Source organism: Streptomyces sp. NPDC003077, assembly GCF_040611095.1.
Taxonomy (GTDB): Bacteria; Actinomycetota; Actinomycetes; order Streptomycetales; family Streptomycetaceae; genus Streptomyces.
Genome location: NZ_JBEXNM010000021.1, coordinates 25,912 through 44,701, shown reverse-complemented (window position 1 = coordinate 44,701; position 18,790 = coordinate 25,912). Strand labels below are relative to the sequence as shown.

The following is an 18,790-nucleotide window of genomic DNA, read 5'->3' as shown; positions in this document are numbered from 1 at the left end:
GGGACGTAGCAGGACGTCCTAGGCCTAGAAAGACATACACCGTCACGGGAATGTGTGCGGATATATGGGCGTTTTTGCCCGTACAGGGAGGCGGAATGACAGAGACGACGAGCGGCCCGGCACGAGGCTCCCGCGCCAAGGGCGGCAACAAGGCGAGCAAGGGTCTGCGTATCGAGCGCATCCACACCACCCCGGGCGTGCACCCGTACGACGAGGTGACGTGGGAGCGCCGTGACGTCGTCATGACCAACTGGCGCGACGGCTCGATCAACTTCGAGCAGCGTGGCGTCGAGTTCCCCGAATTCTGGTCGGTGAACGCGGTCAACATCGTCACGAGCAAGTACTTCCGTGGCGCGGTGGGCTCCCCGACCCGGGAGTCCAGCCTCAAGCAGCTCATCGACCGCGTGGTCAAGACGTACCGCAAGTCCGGTGAGGACAACGGCTACTTCGCCTCCCCCGCGGACGCCGAGATCTTCGAGCTGGAGCTCACCTACGCGCTGCTGCACCAGATCTTCAGCTTCAACTCCCCGGTCTGGTTCAACGTCGGCACCAAGCAGCCGCAGCAGGTCAGCGCCTGCTTCATCCTGTCCGTGGACGACTCCATGGAGTCGATCCTGGACTGGTACAAGGAAGAGGGGATGATCTTCAAGGGCGGCTCCGGCGCCGGCCTGAACCTCTCCCGCATCCGCTCCTCCAAGGAGCTGCTCTCCTCGGGCGGCAACGCCTCCGGTCCCGTCTCCTTCATGCGCGGCGCGGACGCCTCCGCCGGAACGATCAAGTCGGGCGGCGCCACCCGCCGGGCCGCCAAGATGGTCGTCCTGGACGTGGACCACCCGGACGTCGAGGCGTTCATCGACACCAAGGTCAAGGAAGAGGAGAAGGTCCGCGCGCTGCGCGACGCCGGCTTCGACATGGACCTGGGCGGCGAGGACATCACCTCCGTCCAGTACCAGAACGCCAACAACTCGGTCCGCGTGAACGACGAGTTCATGAAGGCCGTCGAGTCGGGCTCCAAGTTCGGGCTGCGCGCCCGTATGACCGGCGAGGTCATCGAGGAGATCGACGCCAAGGGCCTGTTCCGCAAGATGGCGGAGGCGGCCTGGGCGTGCGCCGACCCGGGCATCCAGTACGACGACACGATCAACCACTGGCACACCTCGCCGGAGTCGGGCCGGATCACCGCGTCCAACCCGTGCAGCGAGTACATGCACCTGGACAACTCCTCGTGCAACCTCGCCTCGCTCAACCTCATGAAGTTCCTGCGCGACGACGACCAGGGCAACCAGTCCTTCGACGCCGAGCGGTTCGCCAAGGTCGTCGAGCTGGTCATCACCGCGATGGACATCTCCATCTGCTTCGCGGACTTCCCCACCGAGAAGATCGGTGAGACCACCCGCGCCTTCCGCCAGCTGGGCATCGGCTACGCCAACCTGGGCGCCCTCCTGATGGCGACCGGTCACGCGTACGACTCGGACGGCGGCCGTGCGCTGGCCGGCGCGATCACCTCGCTGATGACCGGCACGTCGTACAAGCGTTCGGCCGAGCTGGCCGCGGTCGTCGGCCCGTACGACGGCTACGCCCGCAACGCCGACGCCCACAAGCGCGTCATGAAGCAGCACGCGGACGCCAACGACACCGCCAAGCGCATGGACGACCTGGACACCCCGGTCTGGGCCGCGGCCACCGAGGCGTGGCAGGACGTCGTCCGCCTGGGCGAGAAGAACGGCTTCCGCAACGCGCAGGCCTCCGTGCTGGCCCCCACCGGCACCATCGGCCTGATGATGGACTGCGACACCACCGGCGTCGAGCCGGACCTGGCGCTCGTCAAGTTCAAGAAGCTGGTCGGCGGCGGCTCCATGCAGATCGTGAACAACACGGTCCCCAAGGCGCTCAAGCGGCTCGGCTACCAGCCGGAGCAGGTCGAGGCGATCGTCGCCCACATCGCCGAGCACGGCAACGTGATCGACGCCCCCGGCCTCAAGGCGGAGCACTACGAGGTCTTCGACTGCGCCATGGGCGAGCGCTCGATCTCGGCCATGGGCCACGTCCGGATGATGGCGGCGGCGCAGCCGTTCCTGTCCGGCGCGATCTCCAAGACCGTGAACCTGCCCGAGTCGGCCACCGTCGAGGAGGTCGAGGAGGTCTACTTCGAGGGCTGGAAGCTCGGCCTGAAGGCCCTGGCGATCTACCGCGACAACTGCAAGGTCGGCCAGCCGCTCTCCGCCAAGAAGAAGGAGGAGGAGAAGAAGGCCGAGGCCCCGGCCGAGACCGAGAAGGTCGTCGAGTACCGCCCGGTCCGCAAGCGCCTTCCGAAGGGACGTCCCGGCATCACCACCTCCTTCACGGTCGGCGGCGCCGAGGGCTACATGACCGCCAACTCCTACCCGGACGACGGGCTGGGCGAGGTCTTCCTGAAGATGTCCAAGCAGGGCTCGACCCTCGCGGGCATGATGGACGCCTTCTCGATCGCCGTCTCGGTGGGCCTCCAGTACGGCGTGCCGCTGGAGACGTACGTCGCGAAGTTCGTCAACATGCGCTTCGAGCCGGCCGGCATGACGGACGACCCGGACGTGCGGATGGCGCAGTCGATCGTCGACTACATCTTCCGCCGCCTGGCGCTGGACTTCCTGCCCTTCGAGACCCGTTCCGCCCTGGGCATCCACTCGGTGGAGGAGCGCACGCGTCACCTGGAGACCGGTTCGTACGAGCCGGCCGACGAGGACGTCGACGTGGAGGGCCTGGCCCAGTCCGCGCCGCGGCAGACGGAGCCGAAGAAGGACGTCCCCTCGGCCAAGGTCGTCGAGGAGACCGCCGCCCCGGCTCCCAAGCAGGCGCACACCAACGCCGAACTGGTCGAGATGCAGCTCGGCATCAACGCCGACGCGCCGCTGTGCTTCTCCTGCGGCACGAAGATGCAGCGCGCAGGCAGCTGCTACCTGTGCGAGGGCTGCGGCTCCACCAGCGGGTGCAGCTGATCGCGGATCGGTGGCCGGTGATAACGGACTGGTGATCGCTGGTCGCGGACCGATGATCGCTGGCCGTGGGCCGGTGGCCGCGCCCTTGAGCGTCGCTCGGTGAGGGCGCCGGGATCCTGAGAGAGGGTGCCGACCTATGGGTCGGCACCCTCTCTTCCGTTGTCCGGCACATATACGGGATGCGCCGGTGCCGGATTTCGGTGTGTGCGGCGCGTTGTCGTGGCGGGAGGTGCGGAAAGCCGGGGCACGCCTTTACGGGGTTTTACGGGGTGGAATGCCGGCCGATAGGTGCGAGGAGCGGGGCGAAGGGGCGCGGAGCGGGTCGTGTGAGCTTCCGTCCCCTTTGCCGGTGCACTGGAGTGGTGGGTTTTCGTCGTGGATGGGAGGGACTTTTCGGCGACCTTTTATGTGCTTTTCCCGCGCGTGGGGTGTGGCGCGCGAGGTGTGGTGCGTGTGGTCGCCGTGGTGATGAAGCGCCTGTGTGAACACGGTCCCGGCGACCGGTGTGTGCTGGCCGATTTCCTTGTGCGCGCGTGTGGTTGGCGTGATTGCCGGTCGTTCGCGAGGGGATGGGAAATCACCCCGTCACCCTTCCGTTTTCAGGAGGGGCGGGAGCCCATCACCCGCACGAAGGAATCCGGGTCGGTGTCGAATCCGCGCAGTTCCGCATGGAATTCCCACACGCCCGATTCGGCTTGCCGGGTGAATGACGCGATGACCGCGGCCTTCGCTCCGGAAACGCCGGCGAAGTCGTACGAGGCGAGTTCCGTGTAGCCCTCCCGAATGCGAGCGGAGCAACGCGCCACGTCCGCGAAAACCTTCCGTCCCTCTCGCTGCTGAATGGCGACGCCGACCACCACGCGTCCATATGCCGGAGCGAGCCGATTCAGCTCCAGGGTCATGACCTCGTCCTCGCCCAGACCCTGGCCCGTGCGGCTGTCCCGGTTGAGGGTGATGGTGCCGTCGGGCGACCGGCTGCCGAAATGCACGAGATAGGACGGGTCGCCGTACGGGGCCGCCGCCGGATACACCCCCGCGATGATGTCGAGATCGACGGGCGGGGCGCCGAAGGGGCTGGCGTCCCACTTCAGCGCCACCTGAGCCTTTTCGATCCCCTTGTTGAGACTGTTCATGAGACTCCCCTTGTGGACTGCGGCATTCCACAACTGCCACGGGTTTTACGGCGGTTACCCATGGTGCCATGCGAGGGGTCAGGGGGCGCGGGGCCGAGCCGGCGGGCGATCGCGCGCCGGTGGCGCGTGGGTGCGCGGTCGTTCCAAGGGAGCGCGGACGCAAGGAAGTTCAGGGGCGGTCGGAAGGTGACGCGCCGTGATGTGCGGAGCTCCTGGGCCGTACGATGGCGCGGTGCTGGTCAAGTGGATGAGATGCACGGTGGTGGACCGCCGGGGGTTCGAACGGGGGCAGCGGAAATGGGCCGGGCTGCTCGGCGAACCGGGGTTCCGCGGGCAGGGCGGCGGCTGGAGCCGCACCCGGCCCGGGGTCGCTCATCTGGTGACCTTCTGGGAGAGCAGGTCCTTCTACGACTCCTTCATGGCGCGCTCCCACGACCGGCTGGCGGCGGCCCAGATGGGCACGTACACCAACGAGCAAACCCTCCTCTTCGAGCACGAGTTCGACGTCAAGGTCGGTTTCCGGCCGGTCTTCGAGGAGGCGGACGTGCTGCGGCTCGCGCACTGCCAGGTGCGCGCGGACCGGGTGGACCACTTCACCCTCATGCAGGAGAAGGTCTGGAACCCGGCCATGGCGGGGTCGCCGGGCATGTTGCGCGGGCTGCTGGGGCGGGCGCCGGGCGAGGAGTTCCTGATCCTGTCCATGTGGCAGTCGGCCGCCGAGCGGGGGAAGTACCGGCCCGAACGGTTGGAGCGGCTGGCTCTGCGCGCGCAGACCGAGGCGGATGTGCGGTCCGTGACGGGAGACGTCGCGGATCTGGAGCCGTCGTGGACGGTTTGATGGTGCCGGGGCGGGGCTTTTGACCACTTGAGGGCGCGTCCGGCCCGTGCGTCCGGCCCGTGCGTCCGGTCCGCCTCCGGTCTGCGTGTCCGGTCCGCCACCGGCCCGCGTGTCCGCGGGCCGGTGGTGCGCGTCAGCTGCTGGGGGTGCCCTCGCGCGTGAAGACCCCCGCGCGGGCCGCGGCCAGCGTCGCCGCCGCGGCCTGGTCGGCGAGCAGGGTGTCGATGGGCTCACGGGTGATGAACAGCCGGAAGAAGATCGGTGCGGAGACGGCGCGCACCAGGGCCCCGGCGTCGATGCCGTCCGCGGGCGCGGGCAGTTCGCCGCGTGAGACGGCGCGCTCGACGATGGCCTCGCAACGGGTGAACCGCTCGGCGTAGTAGGCCCGCAGGGCATCGGCCGCTCGCTCCGACTGGAAGGCGGCGGCGATGATCGCCGATCCTGGCGCCCCCATGGCGGGATCGGTGAAGGACTGGACGACCTCCCGCGCGAGGGAACGCAGGTCGCCTTCGAGCGAGCCGGTGTCGGGTGGCGTCCAGCCGTCCTCGCCGGCCAGGACCAGCGCGTCGGCCACCAGGCCTTCGAGGTCTCCCCACCGCCGGTAGAGCGTCGTCTTGTGGACGCCGGAATGCTCGGCGACGTACTCGATCGTCAGCCCCGGATACCCGTATTCGACCAGGCCCGTCAGGACCGCGTCGCGGACGGCGGCGCGGGTGCGGGCGGTGCGGCCCCCGGGGCGTCGGGTGCCCGGGCGCGGCGGTGCGGGAGGCGTGTTTCCACTCAATTGCTACTCCGGTTGCATTAGCGGGTCGGCTGTGCCATCATCGATCGTAACGCTACTGCTGTCGCATTAGGTTGATGGCGGTGTCATAAGGGGAGGTCTGTTTGCCCACTCAGGTCGCATGGCACGAGGTGTCCAAGTCCTTCGGTGACCGCTCACTGCTGGAGCGGGTCTCCCTGTCGATACGCCCCGGTGAGCGGGTCGGCATCGTGGGGGAGAACGGCGCGGGGAAGTCGACGCTGCTGCGCCTCGTGGCGGGGATCGAGCAGCCGGACGAGGGCCGGGTCGTCCTGGCCGCGGACGGCGGCGTGGGGTACCTGAGCCAGACCTCGGACCTCTCGCCGGAGCAGACGGTGCGCGAAGCGGTGGACGCCGCGCTGGCCGAGCTGCGAGCGATGGAGCGCGGACTGCGCGCCCTGGAAGAGCGGATGGGCGCCGCCGGGCCCGAGGAACTGGACGAGTACGGGGACCTGCTCGCCCTCTTCGAACTGCGCGGCGGGTACGAGGCGGACGCCCGCGTGGACAAGGCCCTGCACGGCCTCGGCCTCGGAGAGCTGGACCGGGACCGCCGGCTCGGCAGCCTCTCCGGAGGGGAGCAGGCGCGGCTCGGTCTCGCCTGCCTCATAGCGGCGTCGCCGGAGGTCATGCTGCTCGACGAGCCGACCAACCACCTGGACGCCGCGGCGCTGGCCTGGCTGGAGGACGCGCTGTCGGCGCACCGGGGAACGCTGCTCGCGGTCTCGCACGACCGGCTCTTCCTCCAGCGGATCGCCACCACGATCGTCGAGGTCGACGCCGACCGGCGCACCGTCGAACGCTACGGCGGCGGTTACGGCACCTTTCTCGCGGCCAAGGCGGCGGCCCGTCGGCGCTGGGAGCAGGAGTACGAGCGGTGGTGCGCGGAAGTGGACCGCCTGACGGAGTTCGCCGCCGGCACGGCACGTGACGTCGCCCCCGGCAGGGCGATGAAGGACGGCAACAAGATGGCGTACGACCGGGACAAGGGCCGGGTGCAGTCCTCGGTGTCCGCCCGGGTGCGCAACGCGCGGGAGCGCGTCCGCAGACTGCGCGAGGAGCCGGTGCCCAAGCCGCCGGAGCCCCTGCGCTTCCGGGCGGCACCGCGCGCCGGTGGTGCCGAGGGCGCGCTGCTTGAGGTCCAGGGGCTACGCGTGGGGGACCGGCTGCGACTGGACGACCTGTCCGTCGCGGCAGGGGAGCGGTTGCTCGTCCACGGGGCCAACGGTGCGGGGAAGACGACGCTGCTCCGGGTGCTGGCGGGCCTGCTGGAGCCGGAGGAGGGCACCGTCCGCCGTCGGGGACGGATCGGCTACCTCGCCCAGGAGATACCGACGACCCGCCCCAACGAAGAGCTCCTGACCGCCTTCGCCCGCGGGCTCGCCGGTACCCCCGAGGAGCTGACCGGGCTCTTGCTGTCCTTCGGGCTGTTCCGCGAGCGCGACCTGCGGATTCCGGTCGGCGCGCTGTCGGCGGGCCAGCGGCGCCGGCTGGCCCTCGCGCGTCTGCTGGCCCGCCCGGCGGATCTCCTGCTGCTGGACGAGCCGACCAACCACTTGGCGCTCGACCTGGTGGAGGAGCTGGAGCAGGCGCTGGCGGACTGGCCGGGCGCCCTGGTCGTGGTCTCGCACGACCGCTTGCTGAGCAGCCGGTTCGCGGGGCGTAGGTGTGCGATACGAGACGGCCGGGCGCTGGTCGGCTAGGGGTGAGGGCGAAGGAGCGAGAGGGGGTGGGACGGGGCGGAGGTGGTGGTGAGGGCGGTGGTTCGCCGCGGTGCGGAGACCTGGGTTCCATGGCGGTGCGCGGGGCGGAAGGGGCAACCGTGGAAGGGGCGGCAACGGTACGGACTGACAGCGGCGAGTACGGAAATGACAACGACCAGTCCGGAAGGTGAGCGGTGAGGGAAAGGATATGAGCGCAGGGCGCCCGCCCGGTGGGCGACCGGGGACGTGAGGCATGGGCAGGACGGGCGTTTTAGGGTGGCGACATGGCACGGCCCCGACGCATCGTTCTCATCCGGCACGGAGAATCGCAGGGAAACATCGACGACACGGTGTACGAGCGGGAGCCCGACCACGCGCTGAGCCTCACGGAAAGGGGCCTGCTCCAGGCGGAGCGGGCCGGGGAGTCCATACGCGAGCTGTTCGGCGAGGAGAAGGTCTCCGCGTACGTGTCGCCGTACCGCCGTACGCACCAGACCTTCCAGGCCCTCGGACTGGACATGCGGCGGGTACGGGTCCGGGAGGAGCCCCGGCTGCGCGAGCAGGACTGGGGAAACTGGCAGGACCGGGACGACGTACGGCTGCAGAAGGCGTACCGCGACGCCTACGGTCACTTCTTCTACCGCTTCGCCCAGGGTGAGTCGGGGGCGGACGTGTACGACCGGGTCGGAGCGTTCCTGGAGAGTCTGTGGCGCAGCTTCGAGGCGCCGGACCACCCGCCCAACGTCTTGATCGTCACACACGGCCTGACCATGCGGTTGTTCTGCATGCGGTGGTTCCACTGGAGCGTGGCGGAGTTCGAGTCGCTGTGCAATCCGGGCAACGCCGAGTGGCGCACCCTCCTGCTCGGCGGTGACGGGCGCTATGCCCTGGACCGCCCCTTCGACCGCTGGTGCGAGCCGGAGCCGTACGGCCTCACCGGGTGAGCCGGCGGGTGGGGGAGGGCGCGCTTCAGGGCGCCGGGGGAGGATGTCCGGCGCCGACGGGGCGGCGTCCGGTCTTCGGGAGGCGCCACCGCCCCTCGGCACGGGATCCCGGCCCGCGAAAGGGCTCCCACCCCTGGGGGAGTCAGCCAAGCTCCCCGCCGTCCTCGATCATGGTGTGACCTCTCCCGGCCGGGTGCGCTTCCGCCTCCGACCTGGCGATCCGATGCGCGAGGCGCGTCATTCCGTCGTCTCCGCGGAGGCGTAGTGCCGGACCCGGCACCGCGTACGGCAGAGATCCATCAGGCGTCCCGCGAACCGCACCGGTTAAAGTCACACCGATGACCGCCGACCACCGTGACGCCGACCGCCTGAAGCGGGCCCTCGCCAGCCTGCGCGGGCTCTCCGTGGGGGACGCCTTCGGGACCGAGTTCTCCAGGCCCTCGCGCTACCCGCTCCTCAAACGGCACGAGCTGCCACCGGCCCCCTGGCAGTGGACCGACGACACCGAAATGGCCTGCTCGGTGCTGGCCGTGCTGATGACCCACGGACGGATCGACCAGGACGCGCTCGCCCGCTCGTTCGCCGAGCACCACGACGCCGGCCGGGACTACGGCCGCGCCGTGGACCGGCTGCTCCGGTCGATCAAGGAGGGCCGGGACTGGCACGAACTGGCGGTCGGCCTCTTCAAGGGCCAGGGCTCCTGGGGCAATGGCGCCGCCATGCGGATCGCCCCCCTCGGCGCCTGGTACGCCGGTGATCCCGAGCAGGCCACCCACCAGGCGGAGATCTCGGCCTACGTCACGCACCAGCACCGGGAGGCGGTGGTCGGGGCGATGGCGGTGGCCGCCGCGACCGCCCTGGTGGCGGATCCGGACCGGGAGACCGGTCCGGAGGAGTTGCTGGACGGGGTGCTGGAGCTGATCCCGCGCAGCGCCGTCCAGGCCGGGCTGCGCCGTGCCAGGGACATGCTCGACTACGCAGACCCGGGCACCGTCGCCGCGGTTCTGGGATGCGGGCGGCGCACCAGTGCCCATGACACCGTGCCGTTCACCCTGTGGGCCGCGGCCCGGCACCTCGGTGCCTTCGAGGCGGCGATGCGCACCACGGCCCAGGCCGGTGGCGACATGGACACGACGTGCGCCATCGTCGGCGGCATCGTGGCGTCCTCCCCGGCGGGCGCGCCTCCGCGGGAGTGGCGGGAGCGCGTCGAGCCTCTGCCGGCCTGGATGCCGGGGCCGTCCGCCTGACTTTCCCGGTGGCCGCGTCACCTGGTCGGCGAGGCCCACGCCGGACCCCGGAGCCGTTTCCGGACGGGGGCCGGGGCCGGAGTGGCGGGGGTTTGTGGCCGGAGGGACGGGAGGCTGTGGCCGGAGTGCCGCCCCGCCGGCCAAGGAGCCCTCCGGCCCGATGCGCGGCCGGCCACCGGGCCTTGCCGTCCTTCCGGTTGCCGCCTCGTCTCGTCATCGCCCTGATCCGGAGCCGGACGGTCCGCCCGCGACGTCCGTCCCCGGCTCGGGCCGCCCTCAGCTCGCCGAGCAGCCGCCACGGCGTCCACGGAACGCGTGATCATGGCGCTGACCGTGCCCGATGCGGAAGGCCGACCCGATTAGGCGTACCCTGACTGGCGCCATGCCGTACGAGCCCCCCACCCACACCGTCGAACGATCGTTGCGCGCCACGACCGGCGCCAAGATCATCGCGGGCGTAGACGAAGTCGGTCGCGGCGCCTGGGCCGGCCCGGTCAGCGTCTGCGCGGCCGTCACCGGACTGCGCCGCCCGCCCGCCGGACTCACCGATTCCAAGCTCCTTACCGTCAAGCGTCGCAACGAGCTCGCCGAGGAGCTGGGGGCCTGGGTCACGGCGCACGCGCTGGGGCACGCCACTCCTCAGGAGATCGACGAGCTGGGAATGACCGCGGCACTGCGGCTGGCGGCCACCCGCGCCTTGGACGCGTTGCCGGTCCGGCCGGACGCGGTCATCCTCGACGGCAAGCACGACTACCTGGGTGCGCCTTGGCGGGTCCGTACGGTCATCAAGGGCGATCAGTCCTGCGTCGCGGTGGCCGCGGCATCCGTGATCGCGAAGGTGCGGCGTGACGCCATGATGGCCGAACTCGGCGCGGAACACGTGGAGTTCGCCTTCGGGGACAACGCCGGTTACCCCTCTCCGGTGCACCGCAAGGCTCTGGAGGAGCTCGGGCCCACGCCGCACCACCGGCTGTCGTGGTCCTACATGGACTCCCTGCCGCGCTGGCAGCACTTGAAGAAGGTGCGCGTCCTCCCCGAAGCAGCCGCTCTGGAAGCCGGTGGCCAACTCGGCTTCGATTTCTGAGCGGTCCGGACACGAATTCGGTACCCGATGACGTGTTCCGCACTTACGTTTGATAGACATCCCTTTATGCCTCTCATCCCCGAGGAGCCTCAGATTCACGAGAGTGTCCCGGGTCCCCGCGCTACTCCGGCCGCCGGCCGCACCGCGCCGACCCCCCGTCCCGTTCCCGGCCCCGGTCCTCGCCCCGCGCCGCCGCGCGGAGCCCCGGCGGCCAGTGCCCGGCCCGGCAAGCCCGGGCCCCCCGCCCCGCCCCGCGGGCCGGTCCCCACTCCTTCGGCACAGCGTCCGGGCCCCAAGCCCGCCGCGGCCACCGGGACCGCCTCCGGCGCTCAGCTCCAGCTGATCCCGGCCCCCGAGGGCGGCGCTCTGGACGCCGCCGAAGAGGCCGTCGACCTGCTGCTGGACTCCGGTCGCCCGCCGGGCGAGATCCTGGTCCTGACGACCGGCGACCTCCACCCGTGGGCCGCGCACGAGCTGTCCTTCGGCGAGTCGTCCTACTGGGCCCAGCACGACGCCGCGGAGGACGTGTTCTACGCGGACGCCGCGGCCGAGCGCGCCACCGGACGCCCGGTCGTGGTCGTCGCGGTCAACGGCGGCACCGAGGAAGCCACGGTGCGCGCGCTGTCCGGCGCGATGGCCCGGGCCGGTGCCCTGTTGATCGTCTGCGGTGACCCGCAGCGCATCAACGCCCTGGTCGGTGCCGGCGCCTGACAGGCGGCGCGGAGCAGCCCGGCGGCCGTAGCGGTCGACCGGGCTCGTTGCCGTTCCGGCGCTCCGTGCGGCGTTCCGTCCGGCCCGGAGATCGCGTCGGGGGCGTCGTTCCCGGCCCCCGGTGAAGTGGTCGCGGCGGAACGCCTCAGCGGGCCGCTGTGTGCCGCTGGGCCTCCGTGGGGCCTCCGCCGGGGCGCCGGGACGCCGACGGGCCGCCGTTGCGCGGCGGGGCGGAAGGGCGCGTCGGCGCGCTCGTCCGGCCGCGCGCCGCGGCGGGACCCGGGGTTCCGAGCGGGACGCCCTCCACCTGATCGAGCCCTTCGGGCGACCGGCTCTCCAGGGGGCGGGTCCCCCGGCTCCTCAGACCGGAGTGCGGGCGGCGCCCGCCGCGGCCCTCGCCCAGGACCTGCCAGCCGTCGCGGGTCAGCGTGATGTACGCGCCGCAGCGGAGGCCGTGCAGCGTGCAGGCGTCGCGCAGCCCCCACATCCACGCGCCGTCCGCCTCCGTCCAACAGGACGTGCCCTCGCGGCAGTAGAGCAGCACCGCCGTCCGTACGGGAGCACGCAGCCGTAAGTCGTGCGGGACGACCTGGCGGAGCCTCGCCAGCAGGGCGTTGCGGAAGTCCCAGCCGTCGGGCACGGCGGCGCCCTGCCGGAACGACGCGCTGGCCAGGACCCGTTCCTCCGCGTCCAGCACCGCCACCACGGCCGTCGACGGCCGTGGCAGGTGACGGTCGTGGAGCCCGGTGACGATCTCACGGGGGTTGCGCAGCAGCGGGATCCCCGCCGAGGCCCACTCGGCGGGCTCCAGCATGCGGCTCAGTCGCGCGGCGGAGTCGGCGGACGGGGCATGCACCCCTCGCGCGGACGGAACGAAGCCGAAAGACACGGTCCTCCCTCTGTGTACGCGTCCACGGGCCGGGCGGCGGCCGGGCGCTACGGTGCGCCACGGCGCGCCCCTGCCTGGCCGCGGACGGCCGGTGGGGAAGCGGTTGCCATTCTCGTGGTCGTACAGACACGCGGCAACGCGCGGGCGGCAAGCAGGGCGCGCCCGGGCCCGAATACGCCCGGGCCGATGCCCCCAGCATTCCCGTCAGGTCGCCCGATGACGCCCCAGCACCCCCTCCGGTCAGCCCTGCACGGCGAGGACCAGCGGAAACACGGCGCTCGCCGACGCCTTGCGCAGCAGCCGCGCGGCCATCGCGAGCGTCCAGCCGGTGTCGGCGTAGTCGTCCACGAGCAGGACCGGGCCGCCAGCGGACGCCACCGCCTGGGCCAACTCCGGTGACACCCGCAACGAACCGTGCAGCGCCCGCAGCCGCTGCGCGCTGTTGCTGCGCGGAATCCGGGTGTCGCCGCCCTCGTCCGCGTACGTCACGGTGCCCAGGAACGGCATCCGCCCCACCGAGGCGATGCGCTCGCCCAGGGAACGCACCAGCGACGGCCTGGTCCGCGAGTCGATCGTCACCACGCCCACCGGCCGCGCCGGCGCGTCGGCGGCCCCCGACGCCCAGCCGCCGGGCCCCTTCGCCCAGTCGGCGAGCACCGCCACCACCGCGGACACCACGTCGTCCGGCACCGGACCGTCCGCCGCCTGCGGAGCGAGCAGCGGCCGGAGGCGGTTGCCCCACCCGATGTCCGAGAGCCGCCCCAGGGCGCGTCCGGGCGCGGCCTGTTCACCGGGCGGAATACGGCCCTTGAGGTCCACGCCGACGGAGGGGAGCCCGGTCGGCCACATGCGCCGGGGTTCCACCTCCACGCCGGGGCGGCCCAGTTCGCCGCGGGCCGCGTCCAGGGAGGCGGCGGACACCTCGGTGGCGAACCGGGGACCCGCGCAGTTGTCGCACCGCCCACAGGGCGCGGCGCCCTCGTCGTCCAACTGGCGGCGCAGGAAGGCCATCCGGCAGTCGGTGGTGGTGGCGTACTCCCGCATGGCCTGCTGCTCGGCCTCGCGCTGCCGCGCCACCCAGGCGTAGCGCTCGGCGTCGTACGTCCAGGGCCGGCCGGTCGCCGTCCAGCCGCCCTTGACGCGGTGCACGGCGCCGTCCACGTCGAGCACCTTGAGCATGGTCTCCAGACGCGAACGCCGCAGCTCCACCCGCGGTTCCAGAGCGGGAAGGGAGAGCGGCCGGTCGGAGGCGGCCAGGACCTCCAGCGTCCGCCGCACCTGCTCCTCGGGCGGGAAGGCGAGCGAGGCGAAGTACTTCCAGATCGCCTCGTCCTCGCGCCCCGGCAGCAGCAGCACCTCGGCGTGCGCCACACCGCGCCCCGCACGGCCCACCTGCTGGTAGTAGGCGATGGGGGAGGACGGCGATCCCAGGTGGACGACGAAGCCGAGATCCGGCTTGTCGAACCCCATGCCCAGCGCGGAGGTCGCCACCAGCGCCTTGACGCGGTTGCCGAGCAGGTCGTCCTCGGCCTGCTGCCGGTCGGCGTTCTCCGTCTTGCCGGTGTACGAGGCCACGGTGTGGCCGCGCTGCCGCAGGTAGGCCGCGACCTCCTCGGCCGCGGCGACGGTCAGCGTGTAGATGATGCCCGAGCCCGGCAGGTCGTCCAGGTGATCGGCGAGCCAGGCCAGCCGGTGCGCGGCGTCCGGCAGCGCCAGCACCCCCAGGCTCAGGCTCTCGCGATCCAGCGAGCCCCGCAGGACGAGCGCCTCGGTGGCGCCCTCGCCCGTCCCCAACTGCTCGGCCACGTCGGCCGTCACGCGGGCGTTGGCCGTCGCGGTCGTGGCCAGCACGGGCACGCCGGGCGGGAGGTCGGCGAGCATCGTGCGCAGCCGGCGGTAGTCGGGCCGGAAGTCGTGGCCCCAGTCCGAGATGCAGTGCGCCTCGTCCACCACCAGCAGGCCGGTGGCGGCGGCCAGCTTGGGGAGCACTTGGTCCCGGAAATCGGGGTTGTTCAGGCGCTCGGGCGATACCAGGAGCACGTCCACCTCGCCCGCGGCCACCTCCGCCTGGACGGTGTCCCACTCCTCGGTGTTGGAGGAGTTGATCGTGCGCGCGCGGATCCCCGCCCGCGCGGCGGCGTCCACCTGGTTGCGCATGAGCGCGAGCAGCGGGGAGACGATCACCGTGGGGCCGCCGCCGCGCGCCCGCAGCAGCGCGGTGGCCACGAAATACACCGCCGACTTGCCCCAGCCCGTGCGCTGCACCACCAGCGCGCGGCGGTGGTGCGCGACCAGCGCCTCGATCGCGCGCCACTGGTCCTCGCGGAGTGCGGCGGTCCCGCCGGGGTCCCCGACGAGGCGGGACAGGACGGCGTCGGCCGAGGCACGGAGGTCTTCGTTGCTCATGGCCCCATGCAACCCGATGCCACTGACACCGCGCGAACCGTGGCCTGCGGCCTGTGGACAAAACCGTGCCGCGACGGGTGGCGGGACCTGTCGCCGCGGCCTGTGGAAAACGACCGTCACCCGCCCGTTGTCCACAGGGGTCGCGGCGGCGTCGCGGAGCACGGGATCTTCGAGCCATGAATCAGCACATCGAACCGTCGAATCCGTCCGACCCCACCCCCACCGCGCAGGCCGCGCCCGGCGAGACCCGGGTCACGCTCCGCAGCCCGGCCGAACTCGCCGACGCGCTCCCGTACCTGCTCGGCTTCTATCCCGACAACAGCGTCGTCCTGGTCGGCCTGCACGGCGACCGCGCCCGCTTCGGCGGGCGGGTCAGGCTCGGCATCCCCGCCGACTCCCGCCAGTGGCCGGACGTGTCCGAGCAGCTCGCCGACTGCGTGACCGCCGCCGGACGCCTGCGCGGCAACCCTCTCCGGGGCATCATCGTCTACCTCTGCCAGGAGCCGGGCAGGGGCGAGACCGGCCGCGACGTCATGGAACGGCTCCGGCCGCTCGCCCAGCGGCTGCGCACCGCGTGCGGAGCCCTGGACGTCCCCGTGCTCGAAGCGCTGTGCCTCTCCGACGGGCGCTTTTGGTCCTACTGCTGCCCGGACTACCGCTGCTGTCCCAAGGACGGCAACCCCATGGTGGCGCCGGGCACCTCGGTGATGGCCGCTGCCGCCGCCTACACGGGCCTGCGCGTCCGCGGGTCGCTGCGCGAAATGGAGGCCCGGCTGACCGCACGCACCGGCCCGCGGGCCCAGGAGCAGGAGAAGGCGCTGGACACCGCGGCACGCAGGCTCCTCCCGCGGATGCTGGACGAGCGGACGGCCGCGGCCGTCCGGCACGAGACGCTGGCGCTCACCGAGCGGCTGATCCACCGGTTCCGCCTGGAGCCGTCCGCGGGCAGCCGGCGGGCCAAGGACGCCTGCGACGACGCCATCATCGAGGACCGGGAGGCCGCCGCGATGATCATCGGCTTGCAGGACCGCGTCTGCCGCGACCGGGCCGCGGAGTGGATGGAGGGAGCCGACGGACGCCCGGCGCTGCGGCTGTGGCGGGCGCTGTGCCGCCGCTGCGTCGGCGGGTACGACGACCACGCCGTCGCCCCGCTCACGCTCGTCGGGTGGGTCGCCTGGGCCACCGGCGACGAGCCCTTCGCCCGGGTGGCCCTGGCCCGCGCGCTGCGCATCGACCCGGAGTACGTCTTCGCCCAGCTCCTGTACGAGGGCATCAACGGAGGGATCGACCCCGAGCCGCTGCGGAACTGCCTGCGCGAGGAACGCGACAGCAGGTCGGCGGCCCGCCCCGCCGACGACGACCGCGCCGCCCCGGTGGCCCCCGCCGCGTCGCAGGCGTCCGCCTGGGCACCCCCGCGGGTCCCGGTGCCGGAACCACTCGGGCCCTCCGTGCGGGAGCGCCCCGACGTGCGGAGCCGTGTCGATGTACGAAAGCGCGCCGACGTGCGGAAACCCGGGTCGGCCGGAACACCGCGCCAGGAGGTGCCCGGCGGCTCCGAAGGGAAGCCGGTCGCGGAGCCGGCGGTGGCGTCCGGCGCCGTCCCCGTCGGCGGCGCGGCGCGTCCGGCGAGCGAACCGGCGTCCCCCCTCGGCGCGGCGCGAAACGGCGGGCCGACGCGCATGAGGACGGAACCGGTCCCGGCCCCCAGTGCGGTGGAAGGCGGGGGACGGGCCCGTGCCCGGGGGCCCGTCCGCCCCGGTGGCGCCGCTCGTCCCGACGGGCCCCGCGGCGGCGCTCGCCCCGGCCCCCGCACCACCGCGAGCAGGACCAGGCGGCGCGACGGACGCCGGAACATGTCGTGAACGTCCAACGGCCGGGGCCGGCGTGACCGGTGCGGCGGCCCCGCCGTTCACCTGTGTGGCGCAGTCCGCCACGGAGTCCAGACACCAGGGAGCACACACAGTGCCAGGCATGGTCCCCACCACCCGGCCGGGCCGTCGGCCCTCAGAAGCCCCGCCGTCCCCGCCCGCCGGGCCACCGGAGCCGCACGCCGTCCACTCCGCCCTGATCTGCGTGGCCCTCCCGGCCCTGGCGATCTCCCACGAGCACGCCCAGCTGACCGGCCGCGGCCTGGACGGCTTCTACCGGAACGGACGCCGGGTCCTGTCCCGCTGCGAACTGCGGGTGGCGGGTGCGGAGCCGCTGGCCTTGCAGGGCCGGCCGACCGCCACCGACCGCGCGCTCTTCGTCGGGACGGTCCGGCCGGCCGGAGCGCACGGGCCGGACCCGGAGATCTGGGTGCGGCGCGTGCGGCACGCCGCCGGCACCGAGCACATCACCGTGCACAGCAGCGCCGCGCGCCCGCTCCGGCTCCCGGTGGAGATCCGGCTCGGCACCGACCTGGCGGAACTCGGCGCCATCGCGGCGGGCCGGGGCGCGCCGGAGCTGCCCGCGAGCGTCCACGGCTCCGGCTTCCGCTGGTCCGCGGCCGGGCTGCGGGCGGTCCTCACGAGCTCCCCGGCGCCCGGGAGCGCCCTGGCGTCCACGGGGCTGCTGACCTGGGAACTGGACGTGGCACCCGGTGGCCACCGCACCATCGAGCTGCGCGTGCGGCTGGAGCCCGCACCGGACGCCCACCGGACGCGCGGCCAAGCCCCAACCCATCCCCGGCTCCCTGCCGAGGGGGCACCCCCTCCCTGGTCCGCCGCGGTCCTGCGCTGTGACGACACCCGGGCCGAGGCGCTGCTGGCCCAGAGTCTGGACGACCTCCACGGGCTCCTGACACGTGGCCCCGGCGCGCCGGGGGACCTCTTCGTCGCCGGGGGCGTCCCGTGGCGCTGCGGGCTCTCCCCGGCCGAGGCGCTGTGGGCGGCCCGGATGCTGCTGCCCGTGGGGACGCGGCTCGCCGAGGGCACCCTGCGCTGCCTCGCCCGGACCCAAGTGGACCGGCCCGGGCCGGACTTCGGCCGCCTGCCCGGCCCGCTGAGGGACGCGGGCGCGTACGCCCCACCGAGTTGCACGGGTGTCGAGGCCACCCTGTTGTTCCCCACCGTCCTGGCGGAGGCGCGCCGTTGGGGCCTGCCCGAGCGCGTCACCGAGGAGTTGCTGCCCACCGCGCAGCGCTGCCTGACCTGGCTGCTCGCCACCGCCGCGGACCGGGGCACCCGCATCGGCGGCTACGTCCCCGACCCCGCGCCCTCAGGGCCGTACCGCTGCCACATCCAGGCCCACGCGCACCGCGCCGCCCTCCTCGACGCGTACGGGCGCCCGGGCGGGGCGGCGCTGAGGGAGTGGGCCGCCGAGCGCCGGGCGCGGTTCGCCGCGGACTTCTGGGTGGACGATCCCGGGGGCGGGCACCCGGCCGGGCTGCGCAGCGCAGACGGCCGGCTCGTGCCGCACCTCGGTTCCGCCGCCGCCCACCTCCTGGACACCGGCCTGCTCGGCGGCGGGGCTTTGGCCCCCGGCCTGCTCGACCGGGCGCGGACCGCGCACCTGGCGCGGCTGCTGACCGGGCCCGGGGTGGATTCCGGGTGGGGCCTGCGCGGTCTGGGGACCACGGAGAACGGATACGGCCCCTTCGGACACCGCGGCGGAGCCGTACGGGTCCACGAGACGGCGGTCGCCATCGGCGGGCTGGCCGCCGCCGGGCACGAGAAGGAGGCCGGTGCGCTGGTCCGCGGGCTCCTGGACGCGGCAGCCGCCTTCGCCCACCGCCTCCCGGAGATGTACGCCGGGCTGCCGCGCACGGACGGCGGCGCGCCCGTACCCCATCCGGCGGCCTGCCGTCCGGCGGCGGTGGCCGCGGCGGGCGCGGTGCACGCACTGGTCGCGCTGGCCGGCGTGCGCCCCGACGTCCCCGCGCGGACGGTGGCGCTGCGGCCGGTCAGCGGCGCCCCACTGGGGGGCATGCAGTTCACGGGGCTGAGCGTGGCCGGGAAGCCGTTCGCCGTACGGATCAGCGGGCTCGGCCTCGGGATGGTGGAGGAGGCGGCGGATGGTCTGCGACTGGGCGTCTGAGGCCCCCGTGGGCCTGTTTATCGTCAGGAGGACGACTATGATCGCGG

Annotated in this window: 13 protein-coding genes; 9 read left to right on the top strand and 4 right to left on the bottom strand. The window is 72.9% G+C overall.

Annotated features, from left to right (window positions below):
- Nucleotides 1-95 precede the first annotated feature (95 nt).
- A complete protein-coding gene (locus ABZX96_RS16665) occupies nucleotides 96-2,975 on the top strand; it encodes a vitamin B12-dependent ribonucleotide reductase (RefSeq protein ID WP_355544564.1) in 2,880 nt (959 codons plus the stop codon).
- A 599-nt stretch (nucleotides 2,976-3,574) separates the two neighbouring features.
- On the opposite strand, the gene ABZX96_RS16660 is transcribed toward ABZX96_RS16665, so the two are convergent.
- A complete protein-coding gene (locus ABZX96_RS16660) occupies nucleotides 3,575-4,108 on the bottom strand; it encodes a TerD family protein (protein WP_355544561.1) in 534 nt (177 codons plus the stop codon).
- Nucleotides 4,109-4,340: 232 nt separating this feature from the next.
- Between ABZX96_RS16660 and ABZX96_RS16655 the strand changes: the two genes are divergently transcribed.
- Entirely contained in the window at nucleotides 4,341-4,946 is a 606-nt protein-coding gene (locus ABZX96_RS16655; protein WP_355544558.1) for a YdbC family protein, read from the top strand.
- A gap of 133 nt (nucleotides 4,947-5,079) precedes the next feature.
- On the opposite strand, the gene ABZX96_RS16650 is transcribed toward ABZX96_RS16655, so the two are convergent.
- Nucleotides 5,080-5,730, bottom strand: coding sequence for a TetR/AcrR family transcriptional regulator C-terminal ligand-binding domain-containing protein (locus ABZX96_RS16650; protein ID WP_355544555.1), 651 nt, complete (start codon nucleotides 5,728-5,730; stop codon nucleotides 5,080-5,082).
- A 101-nt stretch (nucleotides 5,731-5,831) separates the two neighbouring features.
- On the opposite strand from ABZX96_RS16650, the gene abc-f reads away from it, so the two are divergent.
- The 5 genes from abc-f to ABZX96_RS16625 all read left to right on the top strand — a co-directional run bounded on the left by abc-f (nucleotide 5,832) and on the right by ABZX96_RS16625 (nucleotide 11,431).
- Nucleotides 5,832-7,445: a ribosomal protection-like ABC-F family protein gene (gene abc-f / locus ABZX96_RS16645; RefSeq protein WP_355544553.1), complete on the top strand. Its 1,614-nt coding sequence runs from the start codon at nucleotides 5,832-5,834 to the stop codon at nucleotides 7,443-7,445.
- Between the two features lie 284 nt (nucleotides 7,446-7,729).
- Nucleotides 7,730-8,389, top strand: coding sequence for a histidine phosphatase family protein (locus tag ABZX96_RS16640; RefSeq protein WP_355544550.1), 660 nt, complete (start codon nucleotides 7,730-7,732; stop codon nucleotides 8,387-8,389).
- A gap of 338 nt (nucleotides 8,390-8,727) precedes the next feature.
- Nucleotides 8,728-9,636: an ADP-ribosylglycohydrolase family protein gene (locus ABZX96_RS16635; protein ID WP_355544547.1), complete on the top strand. Its 909-nt coding sequence runs from the start codon at nucleotides 8,728-8,730 to the stop codon at nucleotides 9,634-9,636.
- Nucleotides 9,637-10,018: 382 nt separating this feature from the next.
- Complete coding sequence (locus tag ABZX96_RS16630; protein ID WP_355544544.1) at nucleotides 10,019-10,720, top strand: ribonuclease HII; 702 nt, start codon at nucleotides 10,019-10,021, stop codon at nucleotides 10,718-10,720.
- A 66-nt stretch (nucleotides 10,721-10,786) separates the two neighbouring features.
- Nucleotides 10,787-11,431, top strand: coding sequence for a hypothetical protein (locus ABZX96_RS16625; RefSeq protein ID WP_355544542.1), 645 nt, complete (start codon nucleotides 10,787-10,789; stop codon nucleotides 11,429-11,431).
- Nucleotides 11,432-11,576: 145 nt separating this feature from the next.
- Here the strand turns inward: ABZX96_RS16625 and ABZX96_RS16620 are convergent, their stop codons facing one another.
- Nucleotides 11,577-12,320, bottom strand: coding sequence for a hypothetical protein (locus ABZX96_RS16620; RefSeq protein WP_355544539.1), 744 nt, complete (start codon nucleotides 12,318-12,320; stop codon nucleotides 11,577-11,579).
- A 240-nt stretch (nucleotides 12,321-12,560) separates the two neighbouring features.
- On the bottom strand, nucleotides 12,561-14,726 hold the full coding sequence (locus ABZX96_RS16615; RefSeq protein WP_355544536.1) for a RecQ family ATP-dependent DNA helicase: 2,166 nt from the start codon (nucleotides 14,724-14,726) through the stop codon (nucleotides 12,561-12,563).
- A 176-nt stretch (nucleotides 14,727-14,902) separates the two neighbouring features.
- Here ABZX96_RS16615 and ABZX96_RS16610 point away from each other — a divergent pair, with 176 nt between their 5' ends.
- Both ABZX96_RS16610 and ABZX96_RS16605 read left to right on the top strand, forming a co-directional pair.
- Nucleotides 14,903-16,588, top strand: coding sequence for a DUF4192 family protein (locus tag ABZX96_RS16610; RefSeq protein ID WP_355544533.1), 1,686 nt, complete (start codon nucleotides 14,903-14,905; stop codon nucleotides 16,586-16,588).
- A 109-nt stretch (nucleotides 16,589-16,697) separates the two neighbouring features.
- Complete coding sequence (locus ABZX96_RS16605) at nucleotides 16,698-18,743, top strand: glycogen debranching N-terminal domain-containing protein (RefSeq protein ID WP_355544530.1); 2,046 nt, start codon at nucleotides 16,698-16,700, stop codon at nucleotides 18,741-18,743.
- Nucleotides 18,744-18,790: the final 47 nt, after the last annotated feature.